This window comes from Micromonospora sp. CPCC 205539 (genome assembly GCF_036906815.1).
GTDB lineage: Bacteria > Actinomycetota > Actinomycetes > Mycobacteriales > Micromonosporaceae > Micromonospora.
Map to the genome: position 1 here is coordinate 85,221 of NZ_JBAKHW010000017.1, position 18,123 is coordinate 103,343.

At 74.1% G+C, this 18,123-nt stretch carries 15 protein-coding genes and 1 pseudogene; 11 read left to right on the plus strand and 5 right to left on the minus strand.

The annotated features are described in order from the left end of the window. Nucleotides 1-108 precede the first annotated feature (108 nt). The 8 genes and pseudogenes from lysW to V6V47_RS17075 form a co-directional block, all read left to right on the plus strand. Nucleotides 109-303, plus strand: coding sequence for a lysine biosynthesis protein LysW (lysW, locus tag V6V47_RS17040; protein ID WP_334629222.1), 195 nt, complete (start codon nucleotides 109-111; stop codon nucleotides 301-303). Further along, a complete protein-coding gene (locus V6V47_RS17045) occupies nucleotides 296-1,153 on the plus strand; it encodes a RimK family alpha-L-glutamate ligase (RefSeq protein WP_334629223.1) in 858 nt (285 codons plus the stop codon). The genes lysW and V6V47_RS17045 overlap by 8 nt, the downstream gene beginning before the upstream one ends. Then, nucleotides 1,150-2,196, plus strand: a complete 1,047-nt coding sequence (gene argC, locus V6V47_RS17050; RefSeq protein WP_334629224.1) for an N-acetyl-gamma-glutamyl-phosphate reductase — start codon at nucleotides 1,150-1,152, stop codon at nucleotides 2,194-2,196. Before V6V47_RS17045 ends, argC begins: the two co-directional genes overlap by 4 nt. Next, nucleotides 2,193-3,059: a [LysW]-aminoadipate kinase gene (locus V6V47_RS17055; protein ID WP_334629225.1), complete on the plus strand. Its 867-nt coding sequence runs from the start codon at nucleotides 2,193-2,195 to the stop codon at nucleotides 3,057-3,059. Before argC ends, V6V47_RS17055 begins: the two co-directional genes overlap by 4 nt. After that, nucleotides 3,052-4,194: a [LysW]-lysine hydrolase gene (locus V6V47_RS17060; RefSeq protein WP_334629226.1), complete on the plus strand. Its 1,143-nt coding sequence runs from the start codon at nucleotides 3,052-3,054 to the stop codon at nucleotides 4,192-4,194. The genes V6V47_RS17055 and V6V47_RS17060 overlap by 8 nt, the downstream gene beginning before the upstream one ends. A 4-nt stretch (nucleotides 4,195-4,198) precedes the next feature. Further along, on the plus strand, nucleotides 4,199-5,071 hold the full coding sequence (locus V6V47_RS17065) for a transketolase (protein WP_334629227.1): 873 nt from the start codon (nucleotides 4,199-4,201) through the stop codon (nucleotides 5,069-5,071). After that, nucleotides 5,068-6,042: a transketolase family protein gene (locus tag V6V47_RS17070; protein ID WP_334629228.1), complete on the plus strand. Its 975-nt coding sequence runs from the start codon at nucleotides 5,068-5,070 to the stop codon at nucleotides 6,040-6,042. Before V6V47_RS17065 ends, V6V47_RS17070 begins: the two co-directional genes overlap by 4 nt. Continuing rightward, a pseudogene (locus tag V6V47_RS17075) lies at nucleotides 6,039-7,214 on the plus strand (MFS transporter); the annotation flags it as partial. The gene V6V47_RS17070 and the pseudogene V6V47_RS17075, both read left to right, overlap by 4 nt. 51 nt (nucleotides 7,215-7,265) lie before the next feature. Here the strand turns inward: V6V47_RS17075 and V6V47_RS17080 are convergent. The 4 genes from V6V47_RS17080 to V6V47_RS17095 are packed head-to-tail and all read right to left on the minus strand — an operon-like array spanning nucleotide 7,266 to nucleotide 10,737. Further along, nucleotides 7,266-8,036: an SDR family oxidoreductase gene (locus tag V6V47_RS17080; protein WP_334629280.1), complete on the minus strand. Its 771-nt coding sequence runs from the start codon at nucleotides 8,034-8,036 to the stop codon at nucleotides 7,266-7,268. 13 nt (nucleotides 8,037-8,049) lie between these two features. After that, nucleotides 8,050-8,958, minus strand: a complete 909-nt coding sequence (locus V6V47_RS17085) for a sulfotransferase (protein ID WP_334629229.1) — start codon at nucleotides 8,956-8,958, stop codon at nucleotides 8,050-8,052. Then, nucleotides 8,955-9,809: a family 3 encapsulin nanocompartment shell protein gene (locus V6V47_RS17090; RefSeq protein WP_334629230.1), complete on the minus strand. Its 855-nt coding sequence runs from the start codon at nucleotides 9,807-9,809 to the stop codon at nucleotides 8,955-8,957. Before V6V47_RS17090 ends, V6V47_RS17085 begins: the two co-directional genes overlap by 4 nt. A 40-nt stretch (nucleotides 9,810-9,849) precedes the next feature. Continuing rightward, on the minus strand, nucleotides 9,850-10,737 hold the full coding sequence (locus V6V47_RS17095) for an ATP-grasp domain-containing protein (RefSeq protein ID WP_334629231.1): 888 nt from the start codon (nucleotides 10,735-10,737) through the stop codon (nucleotides 9,850-9,852). Between the two features lie 236 nt (nucleotides 10,738-10,973). Here V6V47_RS17095 and V6V47_RS17100 point away from each other — a divergent pair, with 236 nt between their 5' ends. From V6V47_RS17100 to V6V47_RS17110, 3 genes are all read left to right on the plus strand, one after another. After that, complete coding sequence (locus V6V47_RS17100) at nucleotides 10,974-12,620, plus strand: AMP-binding protein (protein WP_334629232.1); 1,647 nt, start codon at nucleotides 10,974-10,976, stop codon at nucleotides 12,618-12,620. 3 nt (nucleotides 12,621-12,623) lie between these two features. Further along, the gene (locus V6V47_RS17105; protein ID WP_334629233.1) at nucleotides 12,624-14,420 is read left to right on the plus strand and encodes an AfsR/SARP family transcriptional regulator; all 1,797 of its coding nucleotides are present in this window, start codon (nucleotides 12,624-12,626) and stop codon (nucleotides 14,418-14,420) included. A 127-nt stretch (nucleotides 14,421-14,547) separates the two neighbouring features. Then, nucleotides 14,548-17,178 carry a helix-turn-helix transcriptional regulator gene (locus V6V47_RS17110; protein WP_334629234.1) on the plus strand — a complete coding sequence of 877 codons (2,631 nt, stop codon included), beginning with the start codon at nucleotides 14,548-14,550 and terminating at the stop codon, nucleotides 17,176-17,178. Here V6V47_RS17110 and V6V47_RS17115 read toward each other — a convergent pair. Further along, nucleotides 17,173-18,114 carry a GNAT family N-acetyltransferase gene (locus V6V47_RS17115; RefSeq protein ID WP_334629235.1) on the minus strand — a complete coding sequence of 314 codons (942 nt, stop codon included), beginning with the start codon at nucleotides 18,112-18,114 and terminating at the stop codon, nucleotides 17,173-17,175. The genes V6V47_RS17110 and V6V47_RS17115 overlap by 6 nt on opposite strands. Between the last annotated feature and the right edge of the window lie 9 nt (nucleotides 18,115-18,123).

The window sequence follows — 18,123 nt, forward strand, 5'->3', positions numbered from 1 at the left end:
GGTCCCGGGGGTCATCGTGGCGTTGACCGGGTGTCGACGGCGCGCGGACGCGCATCCATCGTGGGATTTCTATGGTCGGAGCGTCCCCCGCCCGCCGCGCAGGATTGGATGCCGTCCGTGACAGTCCAGGAACAGACCCTCGCCCGCTGCCCCGAGTGCGCCGCCGACGTGACGTTCGCCGAGCCGCCCCGGCTCAGCGAGCTGGTCGAGTGCGGAGAATGTCAGGTCGAGCTGGAGGTCGTCGCGGTGCAGCCGTTGACGCTCGCGCCGGCCCCCGAGGTCGAAGAGGACTGGGGTGAGTGAACCGGCCTCGGTAGCCGTGCTCACCTCCCGGCTGCGGATCGACGACAAGCGGATCCTGGAGGCGCTGGAACGTCGTACCGTCGCCGTGGCCCACGTCGACACCAGGACCGCCTGGTGGCCACTCGATGGCGCCGCGCCCGACTGGCGGCTGGTCCTCAACCGCGAGATCGGCCAGATCCGCGCCGGCTACGCCGCCCGCGCGCTGGAACGGCTCGGTGTGATCGGCGTCAACTCGGCCGCCGCCATCGAGACCTGCGCCGACAAGTGGCACACCTCCCTCGCGTTGCGCGCCGCCGGCCTGCCCACCCCTCGAACGGCGCTGGCCGCCACCCCGGAGGCCGCGCTCTCCGCGCTGGCCGCGATCGGCTACCCGGCCGTGGTCAAGCCGCTGGTCGGCTCGTGGGGGCGGTTGGTCACCACCGTGCCGGACCCGGACCTGGCCCGCACCGTGCTGGAGTACGTGGCCGCGCTGCCCGGCCCGCAGGCGCACATCGTCTACGTGCAGGAGTACGTCCGCAAACCCGACCGGGACATCCGGGTGGTGGTCGTCGGCGGTGAGGTGCTCGGTGCGGTGTACCGGCGCAGCGCGGACTGGCGTACCAACGTGGCCCGGGGCGCGCGCACCGAGCGGTGCCCACTCACCGACCGGATCGTCGAGCTGGCCACCACGGCCGCCGCCGCGGTCGGGGCCGATCTGGCCGGCGTCGACCTCGTCGAGGACGAGACGGGCCAGCTGTACGTGCTGGAGGTCAACTCCGGGGTGGAGTTCGCCGGTTTCGAGCAGGCGTACGACGGCGAGGTCAACGTCGCCGACCGGATCGTCGACCACGTCCTGGCGAGGCTGGCGTGACCGGCCGGGGCGGCCCGGTCCGGGCGGCCGTGGTCGGCGGCGCCGGGTACATCGGCGGCGAGCTGGTCCGCCTGCTGCTCGGCCACCCGCGGATCGAGCTGGCCACGGTCACCTCACGCCGGCTCGCCGGCCGCCGGGTCAGCACCACGCATCCCAACCTGCGCGGTCTCACCGAGCTGACCTTCACGGCCCCCGAGGACCTGGGCCGGCACGACGTGCTGCTGCTGGCCACCGAACACGGGCTGGCGATGGGTGCGATGCACGGCCTGCTCGACCTGGCCGACACGGTGGTCGACCTGTCGGCGGATTTCCGGCTACGGGACCCCGCCGTGTACGCCACCTACTACGGCGGCCCGCACAGCGCCCCCGAGCTGCTCGCCGACTTCGTCACCGGGCTGCCCGAACTGTACCGCAAGGAGTTGCGCGACGCCGACCGGATCAGCGTGCCCGGCTGCATGGCCACCGCGGCGATCCTCGCCCTGCACCCGCTGGCCGACGCCGGCCAGCTCGGCGCGGGGGAGGTGACCGTCGACGGGCGGACCGGCTCCAGTGGCTCCGGCAGCACCCCCTCGCCGGCCAACGTGCACGCCGAACGCAGCGGCGCGATGCGGGTGTTCGCCCCGACCGGCCACCGGCATCAGGCGGAGATCGCCCAGGCGGTGGGCGTACCGGCGCGGATGACCGCGACCGGGGTGGAGGCCGTCCGGGGAGTGCAGGTGCTCTGCCGGGCGCCGCTCGCCCCGGGCCTGGACGAGGCCGCCGTACGGGCCGTCTACCGCCGCTACTACCGGGACGAGCCGTTCGTCCGGGTGGTCGCCGGGCGACGCGGCACCTACCGGTTGCCCGAGCCGAAGATCCTGGCCGGCTCCAACTTCTGCGACGTCGGGTTCGCGGTCGACCCGGACGGCGGCTGGGCTCTGCTGGTCGCGGCGCTGGACAATCTCGTCAAGGGCGGCGCCGGCAACGCGGTGCAGTGTCTCAACGTCCGGTACGGCTGGCCCGAGCGGCTGGGGCTGGAGTTCCCCGGCCTGCACCCGGCATGAGCGCCCCGTCGGCAGCGTCGCCCTCGGCGGCCTCGCGGGGGGAGCTGACCGTCGTCAAGTGCGGCGGCACCGCCGGGGTGGACGCGGAAGCGGTCTGCGCCGACGTCGCCGACCTGGTCCGCGCCGGGCAGCGGGTGGTGCTGGTGCACGGCGGCTCCGCCGACATCGGCGCGCTGGGCACCCGGTTGGGCGTGCCCGAGCGCCGGATGATCAGCGACGACGGGGTGGACACCCGCTACACCGACCCGGCGGCCCTGGAGGTCGTCGTCCTCGCCCTCGCCGGAGCGGTCAAACCCCGGCTGGTCGCCGCCCTGGCCCGCGCCGGTGTCGACGCGGTCGGGCTGACCGGGCTGGACGCGGGTCTGTTGCGGGCCCGGCGCACCGCCGCGTACCGGGCGGTCGTCGACGGCCGCCGGATGGTGCTGCGGGACAACCACGGCGGCCGGCTGATCGGCGTGCGCGCCGAACTGCTCCGGGTGCTGCTGGCCGCCGGCACCGTGCCGGTGGTGTCCCCGCCGGCCCTCGGCGAGGACGGCCGGCCCGTCAACGTCGACGCCGACCGCGCGGCCGCCGCGCTCGCCGCCGCACTGGGCGCGCGGACCCTGGTCCTGCTCACCGGCGCGCCCGGGGTGCTCGCCGACCCGGCCGACGAGCGGTCGGTCCTGCCCAGTTACGCACTGCCGCCCACCGGCGCGCCACCCGGTGTGGGCGGCGGGATGGCGATGAAGCTGATCGCCGGCCGGGAGGCGCTGCTCGGCGGGGTCGGCCGGGTGCTGGTCGCCGACGGCCGGCACGACAACCCCGTCCGGGCGGCGTTCACCGGCGCTGCCACCGAGATCACCACGAGGAGCGCAGATGCCTGACGACGTGACCGGGCCGAGGGCCATCACCGACACCTTCGCGGCCGGGCTGCTGCGGTGCCTGGTCGAGACGCCCTCACCGTCGTACCACGAGGCGGCGTTGGCGCGGTCCCTGGTGGACGTCATGGGGCAGCTCGGCTTCGAGGCGTACATCGATCCGGTGGGCAACGTGGTCGGCGAGATCGGCCGGGGCGACGGGCCGGTGGTGCTGCTGATCGGTCACCTGGACACCGTGCCCGGCGGCCCGCCGGTGCGGGCCGAGGACGGCCGGCTCTACGGCCGGGGCGCGGTGGACGCGAAGGGGCCGTTGGCGACCATGGTGTGCGCGGCCGCCTCGGCTGACTTCTGCGGCCGGATCGTGGTGGTGGGCGCCGTCGAGGAGGAGATCGCCTCGCGTGGCTCGCGGGAGATCCGTCGGCGGCTGCCCCGGCCGGACGCGGTGGTGGTCGGCGAGCCGAGCGGCTGGTCGACGATCACCCTCGGCTACAAGGGCAAGCTCGACCTGCGCTACCGCGTGACGGTGCCCGCCACCCACCCCAGCAACCCGGTGCCGAAGGCGTCCGAGCTGGCGGTGCAGTGCTGGAACACCCTGCTGGACGTGCTCGGCCCGGAGCGCGGCAACGGCTCGTTCGACCAGCCGGGCGCCACCCTGATCTCGCTCCGCGCCGACCAGGTCGACGCGGAGGCCGAGCTGAGCGTCCGCACCCCACCGGGGTACGACGTGGACGGCCTGCTGCACGAGCTGACCCGGCGTACCCCCGATGGTGAACTGACCGTGGTCAACCGCGTCGCCGCGTGCCGTGCCGACCACCGAAACCCGGTGGTACGGGCACTCTCGGCCGGCATCCGCGCCCAGCGGGCCCGGCCCAGCCTCAAGGTGAAGACCGGCACCTCGGACATGAACGTGCTGGCCGAGCAGTGGGACGTCCCGATGGCCACCTACGGCCCCGGTGACAGCAGCCTGGACCACGCCGACGACGAGCACATCGTGCTGGCCGACTACCTGCGCGGGATCGCCGTGCTGCGGCACGCGCTGTGGGAGCTGGACCGCAACCCTCCAGCACCGGCCGAGCCACCACCGCCGGCCGTCGTCGCGGCCCGGGTCAACGGCGTCCGCCGCACACCGAGCAGGGCCTGACGTGGTGCCCCGGGAACCACTCGCGGTGGCCGATCCGGCCGAGCGGCCGGCGGAGCCCGGGCCGGTCGACGCCGTCGAACCGGCGGCGGTCGCGGTACGGGTACGGGAGTTGATCGTGCAGATGTGCGCCAGCACCGACGGCGGCCACCTGGGTGGGTCGATGTCGCTGGTCGAGATCCTGGTAACCCTCTACCACGAGGTGCTGCGGGTCGACCCCGACCGGCCGCAGGCACCCGATCGGGACGTACTGCTGCTCAGCAAGGGTCACGGCGCGATCGCCCTCTACGCGGTGCTCGCCACCCGGGGGTACTTCCCGGTGGCCTGGCTGGACGACTACGCCGCGCCCGGCGGGCCCTTCCTGGCCCACCCCAACCGGGCGGTGCCGGGCGTGGAGATGCCGACCGGGTCGCTCGGACACGGGCTGGCCCTCGGCGTCGGGCACGCGCTCGCCGGCCGGCTGGACGGCAGCGGCAGGCGCTGCTTCGTGGTGCTCGGCGACGGCGAGTTGCAGGAGGGCTCGGTCTGGGAGGCGGCGATGGCGGCCGGCAGCCTCGGGCTCGACCGGCTGGTCGCGGTGATCGACCGCAACGGCCTCCAACTCGGTGGCGGCACCGAGGACGTGATCACGCTGGAGCCGCTGGCCGACCGGTGGCGGGCCTTCGGCTGGACGGTACGCGAGGTGGACGGCCACGACCGGGTCGCGCTGCGTCAGGCCCTGGACGAGCCGGGCGCCGGGCGGCCGGTGGCCGTCATCGCCCGTACCGTCAAGGGGCGCGGCCTGCCCTATGTGGAGGGTCAGGTGCGCAGCCACTTCGCCCGGCTCGGCGAGACCCAGCGCGGCCGGGCACTGCGGGCCGTACGCCGGGGGGTGCGGTGAGCGCGGCGGACGTCGCCCCCCGCGCGGGTCGCGACGTCTACCGCGATCTGCTGGTCGAGCTGATGGCGTCCGACGCCCGGCTGGTCTGCCTGGACAGCGACACCGGCCTGTTCACCGGTGTCGACTTCGGGCCGGCCGGCGACCGGTACGTCAACCTGGGCATCGCCGAGCAGAACCTGATGGGTGTCGCCGCCGGCCTGGCCCGCTGCGGGCGGATCCCGATGGTGAACACGATGGCCACCTTCGCGAGCACCCGGGCGTTGGAGGCGGTCAAGGTGGACATCGCGTTCAACGACCTGCCGGTGCGGATCGTGGCCACCCACGGCGGGCTGGCCGCCGGGCATCTCGGGCCGACCCACCACGCGCTGGAGGACCTGGCGATCATGCGGACCCTGCCGAACATGACGGTGGTGGTGCCCGCCGACGCCGACGCGTGCGCCCACCTGTTCCGGCAGTCGCTGGACCTGCCCGGGCCGGTCTACCTGCGGCTCGGCCGCGCGGCCACGCCCGATCTGGCGGCCACCCTCGCCGCGGCCGGCGGTCCGGACGCGCCGCCGGTCGAGCTGGGCCGGGTGCAGCAACTCCGGGGTGGCGGTGATCTGGTGCTGGCCGCCTGCGGACCGTACCCGGTGCTCGCCGCGCTGGCGGCGGCCGACGACCTGGCCCGGCGGGGTGTACGGGCCACCGTGCTCAACGTGCACACCGTGCGCCCGCTCGACGTGGACGCCCTCGACGACGCGGTGCGGTCGACCAGCAGTCAGGTGGTGGTGACGGTGGAGGAGCACTGGCCCAGCGGCGGGTTGGGCTCGGCCGTCGCGGAGGCGCTCGCCGAACGGCGACCGGCCCGGGTGTTGCGGGTGGCGGTGCCCGACGGGTTCGTGGCCGTCGCCGGTGATCAGCGGTACCTGCTGGAGCGGTCTGGGGTGACCGCCGCCGCGGTGGTGGACCGGGCGGTGGCGGCGCTGCGATGAGCCTCCCGGGCGGACGCCGGAGCCTGGTGGCGCTGCTGACCGCGCACTACCTGTCGTCCTTCGGCAACGCGATCACCGTGGTCACCGTGCCGCTCTACGTGCTGGCCCGCACGGACAGCGCGGCGGCGACCGGGCTCGCCGGCTTCGCCGGGACCCTGCCGTTGATCTTCGCGGGCGCGGTCGGCGGAGTGTGGATCGACCGGCTGGGTGGGCGTCGGGTGAGCGTGTTCTCCGACGCGCTCGCCGGCCTGCTCACCGGCCTGGTGCCGGTGCTGGACGCCACCGTGGGTCTGCCCCTGCCCGCCCTGCTGGCGCTGCTGTTCGCCCGCAGCCTGGTGGCCACCCCGGCGAACGCGGCCCGGGTGAGCCTGATCCGGCCGGTCGCCACGGCAGCCGGCGTACGCCTGGAGACGGCCAACTCCTGGTACCAGGCGGCACCCCGGCTCGGCCTGGTGATCGGCGCGCCGCTCGCCGCGCTGCTGGTCGCCGCCCTCGGCGCGGCCGTCGGCCTGTACGTCGACGCGGCCGGCCTGCTGCTGGCCGCCCTGCTGATCACCGTGGGGGTGCCCGGCCTGGCCGTCGCCACGTCGACCGGGCGCACCGGCTTCGTACGGCAACTGGTCGAGGGCGCGGCGCTGGTCCGGCGGATCCCGGTGATCGCCGCGATGACCGCGTTCGTCTTCGTCACCAATCTGCTGGACGCCGCCTTCACCCCGGTGCTGCTGCCGGTGTACGCGCACGACGTGCTGCACGACGGGCGGTACCTGGGCTGGCTGATCGCCGCGTCCGGCTGCGGCGCGGTGCTCGGCACGTTCCTCTACGCGCCGGCCAGCCGTCGTCTGCTGGCCAGTCGGCGGCGGACCATGCTGGGCTGTTTCGTGGCCATCGGCGCGCTGCGCCTGTCCATGGCGACGACCCCACCGCCAATGGTCATGGTCGGCATCTGCCTGCTGCTCGGCCTCGCCGCCGGCCCACTCAACCCGCTGCTCACCACGGTCACCCTGGAACACGTGCCGGAGGAGGCGCGGGGTCGGGTCTTCGGGCTGGGCAGCGCGGTGGCGTTGAGCGGCGCGCCACTGTCGGTGCTGCTGGCCGGCTGGTCGGTCGGCGCGGCCGGGCTGGTGCCCACGCTGGCCGGCTTCGGAGCCGCGTACCTGCTGCTCGTCGCGGTGGCGCTGCGCGGCAGATCGCTGCACGCGATGGACGCGTACGCCCCGGGCGGGTCAGCCGAGACCGCGGGTCCTGCCGCCGTCGACCAGCAGGCAGGTGCCGGTGACGAACGAGGCGGCCTCGCTGGCCAGGAACGCGGCCACCGCGCCGAAGTCCCCGGCCCGGCCCACCCGGCCGAGCGGGATGCCCGCGCCGATCTCCGCGAGCCGGGCGTCGGCCGCTGAGCCGTAGTCGGCGCGTACCCCCTCGGTGTCGTGGTAGCCGGGTGCGAGCACGTTGACCGTGATGTCGCCCGGCCCGAGCGCCTGCACCAGGGCGCGGGTGAAGCCCAGCAGGCCCGGCCGGGCGGCCGCGGAGAGCCCGTACTCCGGGATCGGCTGGCGGACCGTCTCCGAGGCGACGATGAGGACCCGACCCCAGCCGGCCGCCCGCAGGTGCGGCAGGGCGGCGAGGGTCAGGCCGACGTGCGGCAGGAACGCGGCATCCAGCGCCTGCCGGTACGCGGCCAGCCCGAAGCTGTCGACGGTGCCGCCCGGGACCTCGCCCCCGTTGGCGACCACGATGTGCAGCGCGCCGAAGTGCGCGACCGTGTCGGCGACCCAGCCGGTGACCGCCTGTTCGTCGGTGATGTCCACCGAGCGGGTCAGCACGTCCGGCGCACCGGCGGCGCGCAGCTCCTCGGCGGCCTCGGCGAGCCGCTCCGGGTTCCGCGCGCACACCGACAGCGCGCAGCCCTCGGCCGCGAGCGCGCGGGCCGTGGCTCGGCCGAGACCGCTGCTGGCGCCGGCGACCAGCGCCACCCGCCCGGCGATGCCCAGATCCATGTCAGCCACTCCCTCAGGGTCGTATCGGATAGCCGTACCGGTGCAGCACCGGCGCGGCGAGCGTGGTGGCGACGGCCGCCGTGCGGGCCGGCAACGCGTCCCGCCAGGCCAGATCGGGGCGGATCGTCGTCGGCCCCTGGCGCAGCCGGTCCGGGTTGCCGGTCACCGTGTGGTTGACACCCAGTACGGCCCGGCCGTCCGCACCCACGGGCGGCTCACCGGGCAGGTCGGCCCAGCGCAGCACCCGGCTGAGCACGTCGCGCGGCGCGGCGGCGAAGTCCTCGTAGCGCAGCCGCAGGTAGCGCTCCGGCGCGGCCCGGCCGACCCGGTCGGAGGCCACGTTGATCGCGGTCCACATCCCGGTGCTGCGGGCGGCCCCCATCTGCGGCAGGTACTGCTTGGGGCGGGCGAACGAGTGAGCCACCGCGCGCGGGTCCCGGACCAGGTGCAGCACCCGCAGGTCCAGACCCGCGTCGCCGAGCAGCACGGCGGCCTCCGCCGGGTACTTCGAGCCGTCGACGATCACCTCGGCGCCGGTCTCCTCGGCCACCGCCCGGTAGGTCGCGAGCATGCGGCGGGCCACCTCGGTCACCCCGGCCGGTCGCGGCCGGCGACCGGTGACCTCGGCCAGCCGGGCGCCAGTGTGCCGGACCCGGACGTGGCGCTGCTGCTCGGCGATGATCCGTTGGGCCGCCTGTGCCGGGGATCGCCCGGCGACCCGGTCGACGACCACACTCCACAGCGGACAGCGGGTGAGTGGTTCACCGCAGCCGCAGGACGTGTTGGTGCCGATGCCGAGCACCCCGTTGCGCCACAGGTAGTACAGCTCGCCGACGTGCACCACCTCGGGAAGCTCGCCGAGCAGGTTGCCCAGCACCGTCGAGCCGCTGCGGCACCACCCGGTCAGGTACAGCACCTTCATCGCAGGTCCAGCAACAGGAAATGCTGTGGCAGGTGCACGGCCAGGCCCAACCGCAGGCCCGCGGTGATCACGTCGGCCCCGTCCGGGCCGGCGCCCCGGCGCAGGGTCAGCTGCGACGTCCCGGACTCCAGCAGGGTGACCGCCGCCCGGAAGTCGCCCAGCAGCACCTGGTCCGGCGCGATCATCCTGGTGCGGCTGACCCGGATGCCGACCTCGGCGAGCCGCGCCAGCATCCCGCTGCCCAGCAGGTCCCAGTACCGGTTGGGATGGGCCACCATCGCGTCACACGAGCCGCCCATCTCCTCGACCTCGCCGGCTGCGGTGATCACCTCGGCGGTCAGCTCGCCCGGCGCGGCCCGACGCCGGGCACCGGGCAGGCCTACCAGACCCGGAATCACCGAGTCGCGGCTGCCGTGCAGCAGCACCTCGTTCTCGATGGTGCCCAACCGCACCAGCACCCGGTAGTCGACGAAACCGGCCAGCAGCGCCGGATCGCGCAGCAGCCCGGGCGGGACGGCGACCGCCGCGCTCACCTCGGTCAGGTCCGTCTCCACCAGCCGGGGTACGAACGTCGCCTCCGGGCTGGCCTGGTAGCTGGTGCCGGCGAACTCCGGGGTGTCCGCCGATGGCGCCTCGCTGACGTAGGTGACCGGCTCCTCGGTCACCGTCGCGCTCTTGAGCAGGTGCCGCACCGTGTAGCGGGGCCGATGCTTGGCCAGCGGGAACAGAGTGGGCAGGGAGGCGCCGATCGACACGTCGACGTCACCGCCGTCGGCGGCGAGCACCGCGCGGGCGAACTGCTCGCCCGGGCCGTGCTCGGTCAGGTCGTAGTCGGCGAGGGCATGCTGCATCGACACTCCGTCCGTCGCGGGTGAGGGGACCGGATCCAGGTCAGCAGGGGGTACGTGCCTCGACCCACTCGTACATCGCCTCGAAGGCGAGCCGCTGGGACTCCTTACCGAGGATGTTCAGGTTGCCGGGGATGGCGTTGCACTCGAGGATCACGTAGCCGTCCTCGGTCGGCAGGATGTCCAGCCCGGACACCGTGATCCCCATGGCCCGGGTCGCCCGGATGCAGATGTCCTCGAGCTCCGGTGGGATGTCGACCCGCTCGAAGCTCGCCCCCAGCAGGGTCCGTGTCTTCCACTGCCCGACGGCCGGGTATTTCACCATGTTCATCGGCATGGTGTCGCCCGCGACGGTGAGCCGGTACTCGCCGTACTGGGTGGGGTAGTAGGGCTGACCGACCAGCACGCCGTAGCGGGCGAGCAGCGTCTCGATCAGTGGCAGGTCGTCGGCGACGTTGGTGATGCGTTCCACGTCGATGCCGGCCCGGCCGTAGGACGGTTTCACCACCACGGTGCCCCACTCCCGGCTCGCCGCCTCGACGTCGGCGGGCGTACGACAGGCGCGGGTGGGTGGCACGGGCAGGCCGGCGTCGGCCAGCACCTGCATCATCCGGAACTTGCTGTAGGCGGCCTGCCAGACCTCGATCGGGTCGAACATGGCCACGCCGGGGATGTTGCTGGCCAGCATCAGCCGCTCGACCCGGTCACGCCAGTCGCCGTGCAACTGGGCCCGGGAGATGACCGCGTCGAAGGAGCGCCCCAACTCGCCGTTGAACAGCACCTCGGGGCCGCCGCCCGGGGCCGCCCCGACGTCGATCTCCTCGACGGTGAACAGGGACGTGTCGTGCCCGCGCTCCCGGCCCAACTCCGCGATGACCGGCGAATCGTCATCCTCTTCGCCGTGATCCCAGGCCAAAACGCCGATCCTCATGACACCTCCACGCTTCCGCGCACCCCGACAGGCATCTATGGCTCTGGTGAGACTCGTCCATGTCTGATCAGTTGTCAAGGTCAATGGATCACGCTGCGCGTCGGCGGCACTAGCTGCGAGTTTGCTCTGCGTAGCCAAGATTTTCCGGACGCGACAGAGGCCCGTCCGGGTGGTAGCTTCGCCCGCAGACACATCTCCTGTGGACGTGACGGGGCATGGCCGGGAGGCGACCGAACATGTGGGATTCACTGGCACCTGTCGATAAGCGGCGCGCCGAGGAGTACGTGGCGGCGGGCTGGTGGCGAACGGAGACGTTCCTCGACGATCTGGCCGCGGCGGCGCGTGACCGTCCGGACCATCCGGCGCTCATCACGTACGAGGCCGGCGAGCACTCGCGCACGTTGACCTACGCGGAGCTGGCCACGATGGTCGCCCGGTTCGCCGGCGCGCTGCGGTCGCTCGGCGTCGGGCGTGGTGACGTGGTGATGATCTACCTGCCCAACCGGTGGGTGCTCACCCCGCTCTACCTGGCCTGCAACCAGATCGGGGCGATCAGCTCGCCGGGCTTCCCGATGCTGAGCACCCGCGAGCTGCGCCAGGTCCTGGAGTCGACCCGGGCGAAGGTCTGCATCACCCTGGACACCTTCGCCGGCACCGACTACGCGACGCGCCTCGCCGACCTGGGCGTTGCGACGCTGGAGCACCGCGTGGTGATCGGCGACGCGGCGCGGGTGGGCGCCGTCGACTTCCAGGAGGTGTTCGTCGACACCCCCTGGGAGCAGCGCGACCCGGACGACGGGTCGGACGCCCTCGGCCCCGACGACCCGGCGCTGGTGCTGCACACCTCCGGCACGACCGGCCCGATGAAGGGCGTCGTGCACAGCCAGAACACCATGTACGCCTGTGTGCGCGCCTCGGCGGACCCACTCGGCCTCGCCCCGGACGAGGTGGTGCTGCTGCCCAGCGTGCTCACCCACATGGCCGGGGTGACGCACGCCGTCTACCTCCCGGTCCACCTGGGCTGCACGGCCGTCGTGATGGACTCCGGCGACGACATGGCGCTGATGGTGTCGCTCATCGCCCGGCACGGCGGCACCTTCGTGTACGCCGCACCCGGCTTCGTCATCGGCATGCTCGCCGCCCAGCGCCGCGCACCGGTGCAGACCCCGGGTCTGCGCCAGATCGTCTCCGGCTCGGCCCCGATCGCGCCGCAGCTCATCGCGGACGTGCGCGAGGCGTTCGGGGTGCCGATGCGGGCGCTGTGGGGGATGACCGAGAACGGCGCGGTCACCGTGACCCGGCTCGACGACCCGGACGACTGGGCTGCGCACAGCGACGGCCGGCCGGTGCAGTGGATGGAGGTCCGGATCGACACCGACCCGGGCGAGGAGGCCGGCCGACTGTACGCGCGGGGCGCCTCCCAGTGCCTCGGCTACCTCAACCAGCGCGAGCTGTACGAGTCGCTGCTCGACGACGACGGTTGGTTCGACACCGGTGACCTGGCGCGCGACGACGGGCGTGGCGGCATCCGGATCACCGGCCGTCGGGTCGACCTGATCACCCGGGCGAACAGCCTACGCGTGTCCACCCTGGACATCGAGGCGGTGCTCCAGCGGCACCCGGACGTGGTGGACGCGGTCCTGGTCGGCTACCCGGACCCGGCCGTGCCGGGAGCGGATCTGGTCTGCGCCGTGGTGATCCCGGGTGGCGACACCCCCACGCTGGCCGGCCTGCACGAATACCTCGAACGGGAGGGGGTGGCCCGGGTGCTGTGGCCGGACCGGCTGCAGTTCGTCCGGATCCTGCCCAAGAACGCGCTGGGCAAGCCGCTGCGGCATCCGCTTCGCCAGCGCCTGGAGATCGCGGCGTCGGCGCGGAGGTAGCTCGTGCGCTTCCGGATCCTCGGCCCCCTCGAGATCTCCGGCGCCGGGCGCACGCTGACGGTCACCGCGGCACGCCAGCGGGTGGTGCTGAGCACCCTCCTGCTCGACGCGAACTGCGTGGTCTCCGCCGCGCAGCTCGCCGACGCTCTGTGGGACCACGAGCCGCCGACCACCGCCCGCGGTCAGGTGCAGATCTGTGTGTCCGCGTTGCGCAAGACGCTCGCCGGGCTCGGCCTGCCCGACCGCATCATCACCCGCCCGCCCGGCTACCTGATCGCGGTGTCCGACGGCGACCTGGACCTGCACTACTTCGACCGGCTGGTGCTGGCCGGTCAGCAGGCGCTCGCCGAGTCGCGGCTCGACGACGCGGCGGAGGCCCTGAGCGGGGCGCTCGCGTTGTGGCGCGGCGCGGCCCTGGCCGGTGTGGAGAGCCAGGCGTTGCGGGTCGCCGCGACCCGGCTCGACGAGCGGCGGCTCGCCGTCACCGAGGACTGGCTCGACGTCGAGCTGCAACGCGGGCGGCACCAGCACGTCGTCGGCGAGCTGCGCGAGCTGGTCGCCACGTACCCGCTGCGGGAACGGCTGCACGCGCAGCACATGCGGGCGCTCTCCGGCGCAGGCCGGCCGGCCGAGGCGCTGGCCGCGTACCGGTCGGCCCGGCGTACGTTCCTCGACGAACTGGGGTTGGAGCCGGGTGGCGAGCTGCGCCGGCTGGAACGCGCCATCCTCACCGACGGGCGGGCCGACGAGCCGGCCGAGGCGCCGCCTCCGCCCGCCGCGGTGCCCCGGCTGCTCCCCGCCGACCCGGCCGAGCTGACCGGGCGGGACGGGCCGCTGGCCCTGATCCGGGCGACGCTGGCCACCAGCGGTGCCGCCCCGGTCCCGGTGGTGGCGATCTCCGGCCCGGTCGGCGTGGGCAAGTCGACACTCGCGGTCCGCGCCGCGCACGCGCTCGCGCCGGCGTACCCGGATGGGCAGCTCTACCTGAACCTGCTCGGCGCCGACGGCCGACCGGTGCCGCCGGAGGCCGCCCTGGGGCGGTTCCTGCGCGCGCTGGGCCTGCCCGGCGCCACCGTGCCGGCCGGCCTCGACGAGCGTGCCGAGCTGTACCGGGACCGGATCGCCGAACGGCGGGTGCTCGTCGTGCTGGACGACGTGACGCACGAGCGGCAGGTGCTGCCCCTGCTGCCGGGCACCGGCGGCGCCGGTGTGCTCGTCACCAGCCGGCGTCGGCTCGCTGGCCTGACCGGCGCCCGATCGGTGCACCTGGACCCGCTCGGCGTCGAGGATTCGGTGCGGCTGCTCGCCTCCGCGCTGGGCTGGCCCCGGCTGGCCGCCGACCCGGCCGGGTCGGCGGTGCTGGCCGGGCTGTGCGACGGCCTGCCGTTGGCGCTGCGGATCGCCGCCGCCCGACTCGCCGCCCGCCCGCACTGGACGGTGGCGCAGCTCGCCGGCCGGCTGCGTCATCCGAGCCGTCGCCTCGACGAGCTGAGCTTCGGCGGGCTGGACGTCCGGGCCCGACTGGCCACCAGTTACGCGGCGCTCGCGCCGGCCGCACGGCTGCTGTTCCGATCGCTGGGCGCACTACCCGACGCGGACCTGCCGACCCCGCCCGCCCCGTGGCTGCCGGGCGCCCGCGAGGCGGATGTCGAGGACGCCCTGGAGGAGCTGGTCGACGCGCAACTGGTGGAGGTCGGGGTCGGCCCGACCCGGTACCGGCTGTCCGGCCTGGTGCGGCTCTACGCGGCGGAGCGGCTGGCCGGCGAACCGACCACGCACGCCCCCGCCGAATCGGCCTAGCGGCCCGTTGAGTTAGGTTCATGATCCGGGTCGTCGAGGCTCCTGACGTGCGGCTCTTCGGCAAACGCGTCGGCTCTGACGCGGCCGGGGGGAACGGCGACGACGGGGGTACGGGGTGCAGGGCCGGGTGGCGGAGTGTGACCGGATCGACCGGATGCTCAGCGACGCCCGTGCCGGCACGAGCAGCGTCCTGCTGATCCACGGCGAAGCGGGCATCGGCAAGACGGCGCTGCTCGAACACGCCGCCGCTCACGCGGCCGGTCTGCGGGTGCTGCGGATCGAGGGTCTGGAATCGGAGACCGAACTCGCCTTCGCCGGCCTGCATCAGCTGTTCCTGCCGATCCTGCACCTCGTCGACCAGCTGCCCGGCCCGCAGGCCAGGGCTCTGCGTGCGGTCTTCGGGCTCACCGACGACACGGTGCGCGACCGTTTCATCATCGGCCTGGCCGTGCTCAGCATGCTGGCGGAGGCTGCCGGCGACGGAGCACTGCTCTGCCTGGTGGACGACGCGCAATGGCTCGACCAGGCATCGGTGGACGCGTTGACGTTCGCCGCCCGCCGGTTGCAGGCCGAGGGCATCGTGCTGATCCTCGCCGTCCGGGACGCCGCCGGCCTGCCGGGGGTGGGCGGGCTTCCCGAGCTGCGCCTCGCGGCACTCGATCCGGAGGCGGCCGCGGCGCTGGTCGCGGACCTGCCGCCGTACGTCCGGGAGCGGATCGTGGACGAGGCCCAGGGCAATCCGCTCGCGTTGCGGGAACTCTCCGCCACGCTGACCCCGACACAGCGGGCCGGCCAGCTCAGCCCGCTGACGCTGTCCGCACCGTCGAACCGGGTCCAGGACATCTTCCTGGCGCAGCTCCGTCGGCTCCCCGAGGCCACTCGGGCGCTGCTGCTGACGGCCGCCGCGGACGACACCGGAACGCTCGACCTGATCCTGCGAGCGGCGAACGCGCTGGTCGACGACCTCGCGCCGGCCGAGCGCGCCGGGCTGGTCGTGCTGACCGGCGATGCGCTGCGCTTCCGGCATCCGCTGATCCGGTACGCCGCGTACCAGGGCAGCCCGTTCGCCGATCGGGTCGCCGCACACCGGGCGCTGGCGGCGGTGCTCTTCGCCCCCGAGCACGCTCATCGGCGCGCCTGGCAGCTCGCCGCCGCGGCGACCGGACCGGACGAGCAGGTCGCCGACGAGTTGGAACGCGTCGCGGTCTGGGCCGGCGGCCGACAGGCGCTCGCCTCGGCGTCCGCGACGTACGAGCGTGCGGCCCAGCTGACGGCCGAGCCGGAGAGACGGGCCCGCCGGTTCGTCGCCGCCGCCCAGGCTGCCGCTGACGCGGGCCAGGACGAGCGGGGTGGCCTGCTGGCGGCGCTGGTCGAGGCGCCACCGCAGGACCCCGGTCTGGCGGCCGACCTCGCGCGGGTCCGGGCGGTGGTGGAGCTGGGAATCGGCAGACCGGACGTCGCCGGCCGCCTGCTGCTGGACAGCGCCGACCAGATCGGTGCCCGACGACCGGACAAGCTCCCCGCGCTGCTGGTGGACGCCCTGCATGCCGCGTTCTCCTCGGGCAACGCCGATCTGATCGTGGCGGTCGCGGCCCGGGGCCCCGCCGAACCGGTGCTGACCGTGCCCGCCCGCCTGTTCGCCGACGACGTGCCCGGTGCCCTGCGCGCGCTCCGCCCACTCGTGTCGGTCGAGTCCGGGTTCATGAACCGGTTGATGATCGGCATCTACTGTCACCTGACCGGCGACGACGAGGCGGCTCACGAGATCGCGGTCGAGGCTGTCGAGCACTGCCGGGGCAACGGCATCGGTGGCTGGTTGCCCACCGCCCTGCATCTCCTCGCCCGGGTGGAGCTGACCCTCGGCTGGCACGACGCCGCGTACGCGCACGGCGCCGAGGGGCTCCGGCTGGCCGAAGGCCACAACCTGGCCCATCGGGCCGCTCACCTGCGTGCCGTTCTGGCGACCCTGGCCGCCGTACGGGGCGAGGAGGAGCAGACCCGGCGGCTGGCACGGGAGGCGTTGGCGTACACGCAGCCACGCGGCGTCGGCCGGGGCACGGCGGACGCTTTGTGGGCGCTGGGCCTGCTCGACCTTGGTCTGGGGCGCGCGGACGCGGCGCTGGAGCGGCTCGAGGCGGCGCGGGACGCCTCGGGTCACCGGCTGTTCGGCGTGTTCCTGCTGCCCGATCTCGTCGAGGCGGCCGTGCGCGCCGGCCGTCCCGAGCGGGCCGCCGAACCGGTACGCCAGCTCGAGGGGTGGGCGGAGGCGACCGCCCGACCAGCACTCGCGGCGCTGGCCGGGCGTTGCCGCGCCCTGATCACCCCGGACGGCGAGGCGGAGCAGCATTTCACGACGGCGGTCCGGCCGCACCGGGGCGGGAGTGCCGTGGACCGGGCCCGTACCGGTCTGCTCTACGGCGAGTGGCTGCGCCGGGCGCGCCGCAAACTCGAAGCGCGCGGTCACCTGCGGGACGCGCTCGACACCTTCGCGGCGCTCGGTGCCGAGCCCTGGGCCCGCCGCGCCGGTGCGGAGTTGCGGGCCAGCGGCGAAGCGGTGGAACCGTCCCTGGGGCCGTTCAGCCGGCTCAGCCCCCAGGAACGCGAGGTCGTCCGGTTGGCCGCGGCGGGTGCGACCAACCGGGAGATCGCCTCGCGGCTGTTCCTGAGCCCGCGCACGGTGGGGCACCACCTCTACCGGGCGTTCCCCAAGCTCGGCGTCACCTCCCGCACCGAACTCGCCACGGTGCTCACCTCATGACGCCGGAGCCGAATAGAGCAGTCGGATCTGCGCGGTCCGGTAGCCCGCCCGTGCGAACGCGGCGGCCATCGGTGCGTTCGTCGTGTCGGTGGTGCCCGTGATCAGCTCGGCCCCCTGCTCCGCGTGGCACCGGGTGATCTCGGCGAGCACGTCGTCGATGTAGCCACGCCCCCGCAGCTCGGGCACGACACCCAGGTAGCCGACGTTCCGGTTGTACGGCGTCGCCGACGGAATCGCCAGCCCAGCGAGCGTCCCGTCGGTGGTGTGGGCGAGCCGCCACCACGATCGTTCGCCCGGACATCCCAGGTAGAAGTCCATCTCCTCCCGAGCGGTGACCTCGGGGCCCTTGACGGCCAGGTTCCGGCGGGTCTCGAGGTCCAGGCTGCCCACCGCGATCCGGCGGAACACGTCCAGGAACTCGTCGTCCGAGCCCGCCGAGAAGACCAGCCGACCGCTGGAGGCGGGCACCCCGATCTCCGGCGTCCACTCCAGCCGCAGCCGCTCCACCTCGTCGGTCAGCCCGACGGTCAGAGCCGCGTCCCGCCGCCAGGCCACCGCGGCCGAGACCGACTCGTCGTCGCGCCAGCCGTTGGGCAGGGTCAGGTTGTACAGCGGCGGTTTCGGCGCGCCCTGCTCCGCGAACGCCTTCAGCCCGGCGGCGAGCAGGCCGGCCGCGACGGCCGCGCGGTCGGCGACCGATCCGTCGACGTGCAGGCAGTCGAGGGCGATCGGGTGCGCGCTGGAGGCCTGTCCCCACCACAGCGCGCGGCCGACCACCCGCTGGTCGTGCTCGGCGATCCAGGTCCACTCCGGGCGGTACATGCCCTGGCCCAGCTCGTCCAGGTAACGATCGGCGTCGATCTTGCTCACCGGGTCGTCGACGGTGAAGCCGGTGACCCGATCGAGATCGGCCCCGGTGGTGGCGCGGAACAACATTGGTCCTCT

Excerpts from the sequence above, each read along its gene's own strand:
- lysW (WP_334629222.1), top strand. The coding sequence starts at position 109 with ATGCCGTCCGTGACAGTCCAGGAACAGACCCTCGCCCGCTGCCCCGAG.
- V6V47_RS17055 (WP_334629225.1), top strand. The coding sequence starts at position 2,193 with ATGAGCGCCCCGTCGGCAGCGTCGCCCTCGGCGGCCTCGCGGGGGGAG.
- V6V47_RS17060 (WP_334629226.1), top strand. The coding sequence starts at position 3,052 with ATGCCTGACGACGTGACCGGGCCGAGGGCCATCACCGACACCTTCGCG.
- V6V47_RS17080 (WP_334629280.1), bottom strand. The coding sequence starts at position 8,036 with ATGGATCTGGGCATCGCCGGGCGGGTGGCGCTGGTCGCCGGCGCCAGC.
- V6V47_RS17085 (WP_334629229.1), bottom strand. The coding sequence starts at position 8,958 with ATGAAGGTGCTGTACCTGACCGGGTGGTGCCGCAGCGGCTCGACGGTG.
- V6V47_RS17090 (WP_334629230.1), bottom strand. The coding sequence starts at position 9,809 with ATGCAGCATGCCCTCGCCGACTACGACCTGACCGAGCACGGCCCGGGC.
- V6V47_RS17095 (WP_334629231.1), bottom strand. The coding sequence starts at position 10,737 with ATGAGGATCGGCGTTTTGGCCTGGGATCACGGCGAAGAGGATGACGAT.
- V6V47_RS17100 (WP_334629232.1), top strand. The coding sequence starts at position 10,974 with ATGTGGGATTCACTGGCACCTGTCGATAAGCGGCGCGCCGAGGAGTAC.
- V6V47_RS17115 (WP_334629235.1), bottom strand. The coding sequence starts at position 18,114 with ATGTTGTTCCGCGCCACCACCGGGGCCGATCTCGATCGGGTCACCGGC.